The organism is Peribacillus deserti (genome assembly GCF_002863585.1).
GTDB lineage: Bacteria > Bacillota > Bacilli > Bacillales > DSM-1321 > Paraperibacillus > Paraperibacillus deserti_A.
Genome location: NZ_PGUY01000063.1, coordinates 44907 through 59661, shown reverse-complemented (window position 1 = coordinate 59661; position 14755 = coordinate 44907). Strand labels below are relative to the sequence as shown.

Here is a 14755-nt window from a genome sequence, read left to right as displayed (position 1 = left end):
AAAATAAATAGATGATGGGGTTATTCTATGGATAAAATATTTAAATTAGAGCAGCATGGCACTACTTTTTTGAAGGAAGTCATGGCTGGTCTTATTTCGTTTATAACGATCGTTTATATTGTTGCTGTTAATTCGGCTATCATGGCAGACGCCGGCATTCCGTATGAACCAGCTATCATTGGGACGATATTGACTTGTGTTGCGAGCTGTTTCTTGGTGGGATTCTGGAGCAATGCGCCGCTCATTCTCGCACCAGGTATGGGCATAAATGTGATGTTTGCTTATACTCTTGTTCAAAAAAGCGGGTTATCTTGGCAGGAAGCACTTGCAGTAGTGACTGTAACAGGCATTTTATTTATGATTATAGCTTTCACACCGCTGGCTTCTTCCATTTCAAAGGCAATTCCGCATTCTTTAAAAGAAGGGCTGACGGTCGGAATTGGAATTTTGCTGACGCTGATCGGCCTCCAAAAGACAGGTGTCATTATTTCAAGCAAGGATACCCTCGTTTCTCTTGGAAACCTTGCTGACCCAGCAGTTCTGGCAACTCTAATCGGTATCATTATAACCGTTGTACTTTTTATTAGAAATGTTCCCGGCAATATCCTCATCAGTATCATTGTCAATACTATTATTGCTTTTGCATTCGGACTTATCGATTTGAAAAACCTGGATTGGAGCGTTCCCTCGTTTGGCGAATACAAAGACGTATTCGGAGCCCTGAGCTTTTCAGGCATTGGATCGTTAACGTTCTGGTTCGCCACTTTCTCGCTGGCGATGGTTGTCATTTTCGAAAATATAGGGCTGGTTTATGGACAGACAAGGCTTGCTGAAGGTCCGGAAAAGTATAAGAAGGGGCTGCAGGCTACTTCTGTTTCGGTACTACTCAGCGGGATTTTCGGCTCCAGCCCAACCGTTGCTACTGTCGAAGCTACTGCAGGAATTACAGCAGGAGGCAGGACCGGTCTAACAAGTGTAGTAACGGGTTTCCTGTTTTTACTCTCCCTGTTAATGATTCCGTTAATAAAGGTCATTCCAGACAGTGCCATTTCTCCAGTGCTGATCCTGATTGGAGCACTCATGCTGCAAAGCATAAAGGGAATGAATCTGGATAATCTATCCGAAAGCTTTCCAGCTTATGTTATTATTGTGTTTATCCCTCTCACATACAGTATTGTGGATGGACTTGCACTAGGATTTATAGCGTACCCATTGATTAAGCTTCTTACAGGCAGGGGACGTGAAGTAAGTATTACTCTCTATATAATTGCTGCGTTATTTTTAACAAACTTCATTGTAAATGGGATTAACTTATAAAAAAGCCTTTCTATATTATGGTAATTCATGTATAGTTATAGATATCATAACGAAAGGGGTGATGGATCGATGATTCTTCAATTCAATAAGTTAAGTCTCATCTATTCATCATCTGCCGGATTACGTATACATCTTGTTTAGCTGAGACGATAAGGGCTTTTCGAGACACATATCTTTATAAACAAAAGCCAAATGATCCTTCATTTGGCTTTTGTTTTTGCCATCATTAACCGATACCCTTGCTTATTGAGTAATTTCACCATAATAAAGGGGCGGTTTATATTGATGCATTTAAGCACAATGAAAAAGGTAGTAGGAACAGTCAATTCGGAGTGGAAGAGCAATCTCGCAGAAAAACTATTAGAGCCATGGGGTTTTGATCATGGATCTGTATATTACATCCGGGCCAGTGCCAATTTTATATTTACATTTAAAAAGCAGGGAATCAGATACTATTTACGGTTCAATGAATCCTCCGAAAGAACAGAACAAGAAATTAAGAGTGAATTGAAGATCTTAATTTATCTGCGAAACCAGGGAGTAAGCTCAGTCAATCCAGTAAAATCAAATAATCGAAATTATGTGGAATTCTTTGAAACAGAATATGGCCGGTTTTATGCTGTCGTATTTGAAGCTATGCCGGGGCGCACTCCAGACTTGGAAGAGTTGACCAGCCATGATTTTTGGAGATGGGGCAGAGCGTTAGGAAAACTACATAAACATATGGCACAATTACCTAAAGAATATGTATACGACCGAAAAGGACCGGAAGAGGCTTACACATTTATCAGACAATCACTGGGTATCGAGGATACGTTAGGATTATGTGAACTGGAGAAAATAAAGCAGGATCTGGCGGAACTAGTGATCACCGAACAAAATTTCGGCTGTATTCATTTTGACTTTGAACTTGATAACCTGGCATTTACTGATGCAGATATCTGGATGATGGATTTCGATGATTGTATGAACTTTTGGTTCGCTGGAGACATTGTATTTGCGTTAAGAGATTTCAATCCCCTGGATACCAGCAGCCCATTCTTTACTCAATTTCTTGAAGGATATCAAAGCGAGTTCAATTTAGAGCCTGATTTTTTACATCATATAAAGACATATCAACGGTTTCATGATTTATTTACGTATGCGAGGATTATCCGCTCACTGGATATAACGGATGATCAAGAAAATCCTGAATGGCTAATAAATCTGCAAAATAAATTACTGATTAAGGCTGACCAATATAGAGCTTCATTTAAAAAGTACGAAAGCTGTACTGTTGATTCTAACCGTTCCTGTTATTGATATTAATATTAAGAGTTTTAGAGTAATATTTTAACCTCAGTTAAGGAGGAAAATCGGATGGAATGTAAGAGGGTTAGAAAGGAATTTAAAGTGGTAGGTATGAGGGGATATGGAGCCTTTTCTGATTTTCAGAGAGAGGTTCCTCTATTAGCGCAGCAATTTTTGAATCGTGCCAGTGAAATAAGCAATCATACTGAAACGGAAATTTCTCTTTTTGAACCTAAAAGGGAAGAAAATCACTTAGAAGGCCACTTCTATGCAGGGCTTCTAGTTCAAAAACCTGCCATTCAAGTTCCTCCTGGCATGGAATATATCGAAGTTTCACAGGAATTTATAACAATTAGAGGGAAAATAACTAATATCAGCAGTCTGCACACTGAATTAATGAAGTGGGCTGTTGAACAGGGTCATAAAAGAAACATAGAATCCTATATCATTGAAACCTATCATCCAATGGAGAATGATGTAGAAGATGTAGAAATATATTTGCCTATCTTATCGTGACTCCGTTACATTAAATTTAATACTGTTCAAATTAAAAAGGGCTATCAAAGCCCTTTTTTTGCTAAACACACTTGTAAGTCGATAAGGCATCGAGACGCTGGTTCGTAAGTTCTACTAACAGTTGATTCCCCAGTGTTTTACCCATTTCCTTTGTTTTGTGCAGCAGCAGCAGTATACCCGCAGGACCTGAATTTTCAAAAGCTATACGGTCACAGGCAATTTCTGCATCAATATTAAAAGTGTTGAGTGTCACCGGGTTGTGAAGATGCCCGATTTCGTGCCAAATTATGGCGTCCATAAGTTCTTTGTCAGAACAGAAGTGTAGATAATCAAAAACCACAATAAAACCACCATAATCTTCTGACTTAGAAGTGCAGAATACAGATAATAATCTGCAGTCGATTCCCAGCAGTGTTAATTGATCGGCGGAAGAAACTCCATGCGCTGTTAAAATCGTTTTTTTATCCTCAAGGATTCCTATTGGTTTTTCCAGGTTGTATGTACTTGGATCCAAGATGCCTCCAAAGCAATTCATACATTTTCCCTCCTGAATCAAATTTCTCCGAGTCATGGCGATAATGGAAGGTGAAAGGGCTGTTGTTCTATGTATATTGAAGCAGCAGCAGCTAAATGGCATAAAAATGTAAATTAAATAGGAATAAGGGAGTTTATCAGCTAAAAGTATGGACAACATACGGCCATCTTTAAACCTGTGCAGGGAAATTACGAGTATATGGTCAGATTGTAATGAGGTTTGAGTGATTCATGAGGGAATTGAATAATCAGAATAAACGCATTATGTAAACTACAATAATTATTTGTTTAAAGTGGTCTGGTGATGAATATGTTGGGGATTCGTAAAATTACTAATTAAGAATTCAGGGATCGGTAATCAATAAACAATAAAAAATATTTTAATAAGACACAGACGTTCAGTAATTTAAATCTGAAATTCTGTCTGGAATTTTGCAGCTAGTCAGGGATTTTCTCTAAAATATTTTCTTAGCGAAGTTCGTTTAAATAGCCAGATAAAATCTTTAACCAATTTTTATAAAATTTCTCACTATTTGAAGTAATCTTGGGTTTTGAGATAGTTTTTGATAATTTTAGTTCACTTCCTATAATATATATTATGTCGACTAGAAACAAACATAATTACATCAAGGGCTTTCACTCTCAAGTTCCTATAAGATTCATTATTGTCCCCTAATTTTGTTCAAGTTGACTATAATATTCAAAGTTGCTTCCGCTAACTTTCTGGATTCTTCGTATAAGTCGGACAGTTCTCATAATAAATGGTTTCGAACATAATTCTCAGGGATCGACCGCAAAATTCCCAGGAGGTCCGATAATTATGAATTACATTCAAGCTGCGGATGATTATCTCATGTATTTGCAAGTTGAGAAAAATTACTCCGTGAACACCTTAATCAGTTACGCATTTGATTTAAAGCTCTATGGAGACTTTTTAGCAGCTAACGACCGATCATTAGTCTTAGATAGGCTCACATCATCCACCGTCCGCCGATTTGTGCAAGATCAGGTCATTAATCATGGAATTAAGCCGAGGACTTTGCAACGCCGCATTTCGTGCCTGAAATCTTTTAGCCAGTACTGTTTGAAGGAAAATTACATGAAGTCAGACTTTACAGCAGGCATCCAGGCGCCAAAAGCCGATAAAAAATTGCCGAGATACATGACTTTACAAGAGTTACACAAATTATTTGCATATCTGGAACAAGATCCGCGACCGCAGGCACTTAGAAATGAATTGATGTTTAAACTTTTAGCAACGACAGGCATGAGACGACAAGAATTAGTGGACTTAATATGGGAGCAACTCGATTTAGACAACCATACGATTTTAGTTCGAGGAAAAGGAAAAAAAAGAACGCCTCCTCCCCCTTCACCCAATAGTTTTACCGTTGTTCCAAGAATATAGACTACAACTTTCAGAGCAGCAAAACCATTATAGTGAACCGATATTTTATAATAAGAATAATAAGCAACTGAACCCACGTGGACTTCATAAAATATTCAAGGAAACGTTAGATCGGGCTGGATTGCCCTCACACAGATTTTCATTGCATCATTTACGGCATACGTTTGCCACCCTGTTACTTCAAGAGAACAAGGATAAAGTGGATTTGAGAACCTTACAAGAGTTATTGGGGCATGAAAGCCTTGCTACAACAAGTATGTATACTCATATAGATTTTGAACAAAAGAAACGAGCTATTAATAGTTTTCTAATAGGCCAAAAATAGAAAAAGAAAAAGGTGAATAAATATAAGGTATAATAAAACGCCTTATATTTTTCACCTTTTTGTTATCACTAAGGACTTTATAAAAAATTATATAATTATAAAGGTATTATATTATAAGATAATCTTTGACCATTATATTCTCGTTCAGTAAAATATAAATATTTATCTATCTCTAGTTCTCTTTCGGCAGCTTCAACTTTCCCTAAAATCGAAATTTCAGATTCACGACTTATTCCTAATGCATTAAAAGAGGTTCCGATTCTTAAACCAACTCCTTCAGTAATCCACCATCTATCATGAATTGGTAATTGCCCATTAGATGCTGCTCCCACCACTACTATATCAGTATTCGGAGGTTCATGGTCAGATACGTTTGTTACCCAGTAATTTCTAAAGGCTTCATCTATACTAACTCCAAATTTTTGCTTATCAAGATGTTGTTTACTAGTTAAAATTTCAACCTTACAATCAGAATTAACAGAAAGCAATATTTTTAGAACCTCTAAATCTTGAGGTCCAAAATAGGGATCACAGATTTTTAAGTAACCTTTTACATTATCTTTAAACCAATTCCTTAAATAATCTAATACTTCGTTCCTTTTACCAGGCTTGACAATAAAACTATCGCTAATGTCATTTTTTAGAGTATATTTTAAATTCTGTATTTGTGATATATTTCTGCCTGATAATTTCAAAATGGTATCAACTACATTTATTGTTGATTCAAATATCGGGCGTATATATTTTATTGCATTCTTATCTTTAGAATACCTTATAACAACATTCTCAATTATCCATGAAACAATCGGATAGGACTCTGAAAAAGGGAGATCAGCGGTTGAACGTAAATGACCTCGTATCCCGTCTAAGTTCACTGTTTCAACTCTATTTGCATTTAAAGCTCCTAACATACGCCACGCTGCATCAGGAAGAATGGGTTTTAGGTCTTCATTAATATCTTTCACATTTATTAAATCTTTCTTTAATTCAAGTGTTTTTATTTCTTCATTTAATTTTATCTTTGTTCTTTTTTTGGTAGGATCATCGTCGGTTAAAGAAACTAAACTCGCAGAAAATTCTGGGTTTATTCTATGGGCAATGTCTATAATTCTACGTTGAACTGGATATATTTCCTTCGTATCCTTTTTTAAAGACTCTTCCATACCAAGTTTTAGATATTTTCTGCTTAGTGTTTGATCCTTTATAAAAGCATCAACCCCAATAGATTCATAGAGCTGTATTTTATCTATTGTAACAGGAATATCTTTAATAATAGCTTCTGTTTCGCTTAATATTTCTTTGGTTTTTTCAATTTTACTATTTGGCAAAGAAAAGGCAATAGTCGAATGAACTAAGGCTTGGTCTGATATATTATTTATTTGCTTGGCTTCTTCATTCAATTTTAGCCATTCACCAACTGTTGCCCTTTTTATTTTGAGGACCTGTGCAAGTGATATTATTTTATAGCCATCATGCCTAATAAATTTTTCATTAGGTAACTTTTTTCAATTAAATCCTCTAATCGATTAGCAATATATAGCCTTTGTGAATTGGAAAAATTAGCCCTGAATTTTCTCGAATTAATTGAATCTGCAAGATCAGTAATAAATTTATACATTAATCCATCACTTTCGGTCATTCCTATTAATTCACAAATATCGATTGTTTCTTCATAATTTAATTCATATCCTACACCAGCTATTGTTTCATATGGTTCATTTATATGTTTCGTTAATATAAATTCAACAATGTTTAAAAGAGCAGCATCCTTGGCTTGGTAAGGTAATTCTTCTAACAAATCAAAAGCTGTCAGTTTGTGAGCCATATATAAAGCTGGTGCAGTGTTTACTATGATGTAATGCCTATATCTTAAGTCTTCATTTGAAATCTGATTTACACAAGTCCTTAAATGACTACTAACTATTTCCTTACATTTATCTATCCGTCCATGCTTATAGAACCTTAATGCAAGTTCACTCCATAACAAAGCTCTTTCTCCGAATGAGGGGATGATATTAATAATCGTATTTAAACGATCAATATCGTCATCTAAAAAAAGATTATTCGGTATCAAACCACTAAATCCTCTGATAACTAACCTTAAACTTGCTGTATATGCCCAGGAAAAACTTGGATCACTTAATAATGCTTCTTCCCTATACTCCTCAGTAATCTTTAAAAAGTTTCTAGATTCCTCTAACGATTCACTTGCTAGCTTTTTTACGATTTCAAAACCAATATCAACCCTTCGCCATCCTACGTCAATTAAATTCCAAGTGTGATGTAGTTCTTCCAGTATTTTTTCTCCAAACTGTTTGAATTTTTCACTTTTAATTAATATCGGGTATATAATACAACAAGCTTGACATTTCATTTCAACTTCATACATAGAGCTGACTAGATCTATAAAAGGCATCAAATTTGTCAAAACCTCATCACTTAATAACTCTTCTTCACTAATTCTATTGAGCAGATCTATCAATACTTCGTCCCTATTATCTAGGTCTATTATTTTGTTAAATGTAGAGAGAACTAACTCAAGATTCATTTCTGCTAATGGTTTTACAAAGTATGATTTTAAGAAAACTAAATAAGCTTCATCCCTTTTTCTTTCAGTATTAAAATTTTTAATAACATTTAAAGTAAAATCGGGGTGTGTGGAAGCTAATGCGTTTATAATTGATTTAGATTCAACAAAGTGTTCTGCTGTGTAATCTAGTAATTTTTTAATATTCTGTTCTAAATCAATATAAATCATCGTGTGTAAACCATCACTATCTTCGTAATCCAATTCTTTATCTATTTTCGTTATAGTTGAAAGCAATTGTGCTTGTCCAGTAGTTAAAACGGAAAGATCTTCTACTTCTGATATGTAAAAGTATAGATTTATCATCCTTTCACAAGAACCATCAAGATCATATTTCTTCTGAGCTTCAGCTAACAATAATTGTAATCCGATATATTCTTCCGTCGGACCCAGTCTTTCCAAATTTATTAGCTGACTATCAAATATCCCTAAAATTTCTTTTATCTCATCTGAGTCTAAATAAGGTAATTGACTTGCTAAGTCCCGATAAACCCTTGCATTAGGCGCATATTCAGTCTTACCTATGGCTTGCTTTAACGCATATTTAATTACTGTATATGCATTATCAAGTTTTTTGTTTCTTGAAGCCCATCGACATAGTAAATAAAGTTGGTCACTTGCATTCTCTAATTTTTGAGCTTCTTCAATTACTTCATAACCCGTACTTTCCTTAAAGCGAAGTGATACTTCAGTAGAAAAAAACTTTGCTGTCGGATCTTTAATTCTTGACCTAACATCTTTAATCGCCTTAGAGTGGTCATAATTGGTATCAATACTATCGATAGTTGAAAAAGACAGACTAGCTAAGGCCCAATCAATTGCATTTTCACCTTTTTCTGAACCAGTAGATTTCTCAACTAAATCTATGGCCATTTCAGGATTAAAGTACATTAAATCAGAAGCTAGCTTTAATGAACGTTCTCTTAAACTGGTATAATCAATTCTTTTATACAGTGTTTCAATTTGATCTAGCAATTCGGTTTCTGGAGACAAACCTTGAATAACTTTATGTTTACAAATAATAGTTAACATTTGAAAACGGTCTTCAATGAGGGTTGCTCTTTGAGCTAATGCTATTGCTCCTTCATATTCATTTTGAGACATACGTGCTTCAATTTCTGAATTCCATATTTTAGATTTATTATTTTCATAAATAATGGATTTCTGTAATCCAAGTCTTAATAATTCAGCGTCATATTTTCGGTTATAGGATGCTTCTACACCTAGATTTGCAATTTGATTTATTCCAGCTAGAGATTGAGTTTGCTCCAGTATTTTAAGAAAATTATCTGCATTCAAAAACTCCACCAGTTCACTTAATTTGTTTGCCTCCACTAAATAACCTGGTAAGTATTTTAATGCCTGTTCACTCTCGGGGTCTTTTAAAAAATACTGTATCAGAATTTCACCTGTTTCTTCTTTTAGGTCGTACAGTGCTTTTGAGGCAAACACTCTAAAGGCTTCCGACACATAGCTAATCTCTTCATTTTCATCTATTTCTATAAAGCTTAATTCACTCACAATAGCAGTAATATATTCTTTTTTCTTACCAATTAATTCTGAAAAAATCTGAATCGTATGTCGTTTTCGATCATGTGCCAATATTGCAAGTATTTTCTTTAAATCCTGATTATCCTCATCAACTTGTTTCCACTCATATTCAAACATGCCTTGAAGTTTATTTGGCATATCATTTATAAATGACTCGACCGAAACTCCTGAGTCTAATATACGATTAACCGTTGCCAAATATCCTGGAATGCCTTTGTATGTTTTGTGTATCTCTTTTATCTGTTCCTGGCTGATTTCTTGTTTACTGAAAAAAAGTAGAGTCTCATTTTTTGTTAAACCCGTTAAAGGGAAAGACTTCACTGATAATTTCTGAGTAGTTAATTCGTTTTGAATTTTTTCACTTCCATTGCAAGAAAATACAAATTTAAAATTTTTCAAACCAAAAGGTAACATGTCAAGTATTAATTTTCGCACGTATTGACTGTCAGAAGGAATATCGTCAATGCCATCAATAACAAAATAATATTTCTCCCTTTTTCTCCCAGACATTCTGTGTGCATCTAATATTTGCATCTTAAGATAGCTTTCATCAGCTATGTCCTCTAAATTTTTAATTTCCTTATTCTTTGTTAACCATTGTAGTTGATTACATAGATCAAACTTTAAAAGTTGGGGGTCATATCCATATCTGCTTGAAGGTTTAATAAACAGCGATATAGCATTATCTGGATGTCTCATTGAATATTGTGTCAGAACGGTTGTTTTTCCTATACCTTCTTGTCCTTCTAGCAAGATTACATCAGTTTCACTCTCAAATATTAAATCAATGGTATCTAATATATTTTCACGATTTAAATCATTATTACTTAAGCTAGGAAAACTCCTACAAGCAGAATTTAGATCCATAATAGTACTATGATCTTTGGTCATTTCTGTTCCACCTTAAAAATTTATTTAATTTACAAAATTCTACATTTATTACGAAATTCCTTTAAACTATAAAAATATTTATGTATTCAGCATAAAACAAAAAAACGTGCAAACAGTAAAACTGTTTTGCACGTTATATATGAATACAAATTCCAAATCGAACAAACTACTGTTTATAATGGTTCATCATAACTTGTTCAAGTAATTTTGGATTATTCAAGGATAATTGAAGAAGAAATTCCTCAGAATAAGGCAAATTCATATCCTTCGACTCCGCTGGTATGAATTGAGCTTTTTCTTCCCTATTTCTTGAGAGACTCTGTTCTAATTCATATTCCACTTTCGTTAATTCCGTCCGTATTTGCATTATTTTTCTTGCATTGCTTTTCAAATAAATTTGGACAGTCTCTTTTGAACTATGGCCAAGTAAATATTTTATCGTGTCAAGAGGTAGTCCACGTTCATCTAGTAGAGTGGCAATTGAATAACGAAAACCATGGGGTGTTACTCTACTCTCTCCATTCCAGTTCAGGTAATCATTAATACGATTTACCAATACGTTTAATTGTTTGTTCTTAAGGGGATAGCCCTTTAGCCCATAGCACAGTGGATCCTCCGCCTTTAATTCCATGTTCTCAACGTATTTACGCAGTTCACAAAAAAAGATTGGCGGCAAAGGTAACAATTGATATTTATTTTTAGAATTCTTTACAGGTTCATTATAAACAATAAGTTCTTTATCCCATACAATATTGTTAACTGTCAGTCTTGTAATAGCATGGTTACGCAATCCAGTAAACAATAGCAACTTGCTTGGGATTTCTAAATGAACTTCTCTCGTTTTCAAGTATTCTATCGCCCCGTATACTTTTTTTAAATCTTCAAATCCTAATGTCCTGCTTAAAGAATTTGAATGTTCTCCAGGAACCCTTATTGCTTTAAAAACATTGGTATGGGTTATACCAAGTTCTTTATAAAACCCATAAAGAGAAGAAAGAACAGCAACTCTCCTAAGGATGGTTTTATAGGCAGTATGAGTTTCTGTCTGTTCAGCGATCCATTTGGTAACCAAACTCAAATGTTGTCCACTTTCTAACGTAGGCTCATACCCTTTTTCAATTAAATACTTTTCAAATAACTTAACATCGTATTGATAACTTTCTATTGTTGACTCTGACCAAAACCGATGCTCAATTAAATAAATTAATGCTCGAGAAAGACTTGAGTTTGAATCAATCATGTGTATTGGAGTTTTTATGTCAACTGTCATTTCACATTGCCCCCTTCCTTTGGATTAATCATAAAGCAAATCTTACATCGGTACGTGTTCATAAAAGCAAGGATAATATATGGGCAAGAAACATTTAGCGCTCGGATGGATAAAAGACTTATAAATACTTTACAGCAGAATAGAATGAGAGTGCTCGAAGACCCTCTAATTCTAAGTTCCCTTCCTAAGAAAGTTGGGCTTTTTAGTTGAGTTGCAGTAAAAATGAAATACTGGAAAAAAATTCATTTTATAAAAAAACATATCCGAAAAAACCGTTAACTACCTAAGCTCCATAAATTTTTTATCCTTCATTAATGAACGCAAATCTCTCTTAAAGAGCCATTCTTTTAATTGCCTGCCAGTGCATCTATGTCTTGTAGGATCAATGGAAGGTAATGCACCATGTTTTAAGCCTGGATTAAACCAGCACCTTACTCGTTTTACGTCCTTTTGAAAAATAGAAGCAATATCATTAGGGGTCAACTCAATATCATCATCTATATATTCATAGTAACGAGGGATGGTCATTTCTAATTGCTTGAATTCATTAATTCTGTTTTGGAATTCTTCATATTCCAAAAAAATTCATCTACCTTTCTTAAATATTTTTTTGTATTTTTTGAGTAAGGATATCTTTTTCTTTTATCCATACCGCCCTTTGTTTTAGCCAATCTGTTGGCTCCATTCCTTTAGGACATTGTTTCGTTTCAATCAGTTTTTGTTCTATATCCGATAGATGATTAATGAGTGTTTTCTTTTCTCCGTTAGGGATCAAATGCTCGCTACTAGCTGCAAGTTGCTCACCATTCTTAGAGCTGCCATCCAAAGGGGTACCTGGTACTTTTGAAGTATTATCAATTGATTGTTCCGTTTCTTTATACCCCTTCTCTATTTCCCAGATTTTTAATAGATCTAAGTCAAAAGGAAAATTGATGGAATTATCTATAACTTCCTTATACAGCAAGTCATTATTGTGCTTTCGATATTTTTGCTTCCCTAAATTTCGTCCCCCAGGTTTATGACGCATTTGAAGATCAGCAGCAAAATCTACATATCTCGACGATTGTTTAGATACGATTGAATTTTCAACCCATTCATTTAACGTATGCCGCCCATTATGATAGGAAAGCAGGCTTCTGTCTTTGGCATCTAAAAAAGATAATTCACCCCGCATTTCCCTTAAAAATCTACCAACTGTTTCTGCACTTATACCTTGATTCGGATCTGAATAATTTGTGCTTCTTCGAAAAAAGAAGCCGTGACTTTCTTTATATTTCTTGTTATTCCCATACTTTCCTTCAAAAACCTTACCAGCAAATTTCTTATGGTTTTCAAAGGGGCAATTAAAATAAAGAAGATTTTTTAAATAAAGATTACACAGATCGACAAGTGATTCTGGAATAAGAATGCCATATTTATCAGCACCAGTCGCTTTGCTTTTCGCTTCTGGAAAATAACATCTACCATAACCGCTGCTGTCTTTCTTTAAATAACCACTGTTATCTATCCAAAAGTCTTCTACTGCTACGGAAGCTGTTTCAAAACGTCTTAGTCCTAATCTAAAGGCAAATTCAAGAATTAAAGCTTCTCTTATTCCATATCTTCGAAACACTTTTTGGAAAGTCTTTACATATTCTTCGCGAGAAAGGAAGGACTTCTCGTCATTGTTATCCGTTTTAAGCGGTTTTGTTACCTGCAATAAATCTTGTAACATAGTCTCTTGGAGATCCTCTAAATTTTTATCACCAAAATACCTTTTTTGAAAGTCCCAGTTTTCTTTTCTGGCTAGAACCTTTAAATCCTTTTCCTTTTGCATCAAGTAGTATTGTATAAAAGGAATTAATGCGGGAACATACCTGCTCGCTAATGTTTCAATAGATAAATTTTTACTTAATGCATTTATATCCCCACTACAAAACTGATCCAGATTAAATACGTTTTTATCATAATTTGTCCATTTAGCGTCGGATAGGTCAGGATAACTCTCAACACTAAAGTTAAGGTCCCTTATTCCGCACCTTGCAGCGATAATCTTAAAAAAGGCTAGATACAATATATGGCGATGTTTGTCAGCACTCTTCTTACTAGAAAAACCACTTGCTGTCTCAACCTTTTTATTCAGTATTATCTTTGGTGTAAATGATTGTCGGTGATCTATATAATCGTCAATAACCTTTAACAGGTCTTCATTAAGATAATTCTCATATGATATGCTTTTGGACAAATTTTTATAGGCTAATTGTTGCGCGGTTTTAGCTTTTATTTTTGCAATATCAAAATTATTGCTTATCGTAAAAGAATCATACACCTTTTTATTTTTTGACCATTGATATGCTTCCACTTCACCGAAGTAACCCTTTTTAATCCAACGGCCAATAGTGTCTTCTTTCACATTTACCTTTTTTGAAATTTGACCCAAACTTAAAAAACGCGACTTAAACTCATGTATTTCATCAATAAAGAATACATACGAATACAGTGAAACATCAGGTTCTGATGTCAGGTCATTATTTTCTATATATATATAGAATTTCTGAAACCACTTCTGATGATGAATCAAATACCGTAGTTGTTCATATTTAATTTTTGTCTCACCGCATAGACCTAACCTGGAATCAAAATTAGATTGAAGTTCATTCAATGAATATAACAATTGCACGCTTTCACCTCCTTAATATGATGGGCACGAAACACACAAAATATACTAGTTTCTTATACTACTTCCATAGAAATAGTAAGAATAATAGGGATAAAATGTGTGTTTTGTGTCTTATGAAGTATTTTTCGGAATACTTCTTTATTTGTAAAGCAAGTTGTGCGAGCGGCCTTTATATTTGAATAAAGAACCACTAAACTAAATCATGATTGGTAAATCACAATTTAATTGATGTTGTCAAGCTTGACAATCATTACTTTACATGAAAGTTAGCATAAAATTAAGTGGTAAATAATTGAATTTATAAATACTCTATTTATTTTCAGAAACGGTTGTGGTAAAATAATTATTTATATTTTTTCGCCCATTTAAAAAAACACAAAAAAAAGAAATTTGTGCTTCTCTTTTTT

At 34.2% G+C, this 14755-nt stretch carries 11 protein-coding genes; 5 read left to right on the top strand and 6 right to left on the bottom strand.

Features of this window, described 5'->3' with window-relative positions; genetic code table 11:
- Nucleotides 1–27: 27 nt before the first annotated feature.
- The 3 genes from CUU66_RS19885 (at nucleotide 28) to CUU66_RS19875 (ending at nucleotide 3123) form a co-directional block, all read left to right on the top strand.
- Entirely contained in the window at nucleotides 28–1317 is a 1290-nt protein-coding gene (locus CUU66_RS19885; protein WP_101645151.1) for an NCS2 family permease, read from the top strand.
- A gap of 285 nt (nucleotides 1318–1602) precedes the next feature.
- On the top strand, nucleotides 1603–2619 hold the full coding sequence (locus tag CUU66_RS19880) for a phosphotransferase enzyme family protein (protein ID WP_257968076.1): 1017 nt from the start codon (nucleotides 1603–1605) through the stop codon (nucleotides 2617–2619).
- 57 nt (nucleotides 2620–2676) lie between these two features.
- Entirely contained in the window at nucleotides 2677–3123 is a 447-nt protein-coding gene (locus CUU66_RS19875; protein ID WP_101645149.1) for a GyrI-like domain-containing protein, read from the top strand.
- A 61-nt stretch (nucleotides 3124–3184) separates the two neighbouring features.
- Here the strand turns inward: CUU66_RS19875 and CUU66_RS19870 are convergent, their stop codons facing one another.
- Nucleotides 3185–3658: a hypothetical protein gene (locus CUU66_RS19870; protein WP_101645148.1), complete on the bottom strand. Its 474-nt coding sequence runs from the start codon at nucleotides 3656–3658 to the stop codon at nucleotides 3185–3187.
- A gap of 819 nt (nucleotides 3659–4477) precedes the next feature.
- On the opposite strand from CUU66_RS19870, the gene CUU66_RS25060 reads away from it, so the two are divergent.
- Both CUU66_RS25060 and CUU66_RS25055 read left to right on the top strand, forming a co-directional pair.
- Entirely contained in the window at nucleotides 4478–5065 is a 588-nt protein-coding gene (locus CUU66_RS25060; protein ID WP_257968073.1) for a site-specific integrase, read from the top strand.
- Nucleotides 5049–5390: a tyrosine-type recombinase/integrase gene (locus CUU66_RS25055; protein WP_257968072.1), complete on the top strand. Its 342-nt coding sequence runs from the start codon at nucleotides 5049–5051 to the stop codon at nucleotides 5388–5390. The genes CUU66_RS25060 and CUU66_RS25055 overlap by 17 nt, the downstream gene beginning before the upstream one ends.
- Before the next feature lie 95 nt (nucleotides 5391–5485).
- On the opposite strand, the gene CUU66_RS19860 is transcribed toward CUU66_RS25055, so the two are convergent.
- The 5 genes from CUU66_RS19860 to CUU66_RS19840 form a co-directional block, all read right to left on the bottom strand.
- Entirely contained in the window at nucleotides 5486–6790 is a 1305-nt protein-coding gene (locus tag CUU66_RS19860) for a hypothetical protein (RefSeq protein WP_101645147.1), read from the bottom strand.
- 56 nt (nucleotides 6791–6846) lie between these two features.
- Nucleotides 6847–10419: an ATP-binding protein gene (locus tag CUU66_RS19855; RefSeq protein WP_101645146.1), complete on the bottom strand. Its 3573-nt coding sequence runs from the start codon at nucleotides 10417–10419 to the stop codon at nucleotides 6847–6849.
- Between the two features lie 166 nt (nucleotides 10420–10585).
- Entirely contained in the window at nucleotides 10586–11689 is a 1104-nt protein-coding gene (locus tag CUU66_RS19850; protein WP_101645145.1) for a tyrosine-type recombinase/integrase, read from the bottom strand.
- A gap of 279 nt (nucleotides 11690–11968) precedes the next feature.
- Nucleotides 11969–12268 carry a hypothetical protein gene (locus tag CUU66_RS19845; RefSeq protein WP_101645144.1) on the bottom strand — a complete coding sequence of 100 codons (300 nt, stop codon included), beginning with the start codon at nucleotides 12266–12268 and terminating at the stop codon, nucleotides 11969–11971.
- A gap of 19 nt (nucleotides 12269–12287) precedes the next feature.
- Nucleotides 12288–14348: a hypothetical protein gene (locus CUU66_RS19840; protein WP_101645143.1), complete on the bottom strand. Its 2061-nt coding sequence runs from the start codon at nucleotides 14346–14348 to the stop codon at nucleotides 12288–12290.
- Between the last annotated feature and the right edge of the window lie 407 nt (nucleotides 14349–14755).

What these genes read in the sequence shown, in the direction of transcription:
- CUU66_RS19885 (WP_101645151.1), top strand. Translation starts at nt 28, where the DNA reads ATGGATAAAATATTTAAATTAGAGCAGCATGGCACTACTTTTTTGAAG.
- CUU66_RS19880 (WP_257968076.1), top strand. Translation starts at nt 1,603, where the DNA reads ATGCATTTAAGCACAATGAAAAAGGTAGTAGGAACAGTCAATTCGGAG.
- CUU66_RS19875 (WP_101645149.1), top strand. Translation starts at nt 2,677, where the DNA reads ATGGAATGTAAGAGGGTTAGAAAGGAATTTAAAGTGGTAGGTATGAGG.
- CUU66_RS19870 (WP_101645148.1), bottom strand. Translation starts at nt 3,658, where the DNA reads ATGAATTGCTTTGGAGGCATCTTGGATCCAAGTACATACAACCTGGAA.
- CUU66_RS25060 (WP_257968073.1), top strand. Translation starts at nt 4,478, where the DNA reads ATGAATTACATTCAAGCTGCGGATGATTATCTCATGTATTTGCAAGTT.
- CUU66_RS19855 (WP_101645146.1), bottom strand. Translation starts at nt 10,419, where the DNA reads ATGACCAAAGATCATAGTACTATTATGGATCTAAATTCTGCTTGTAGG.
- CUU66_RS19850 (WP_101645145.1), bottom strand. Translation starts at nt 11,689, where the DNA reads ATGACAGTTGACATAAAAACTCCAATACACATGATTGATTCAAACTCA.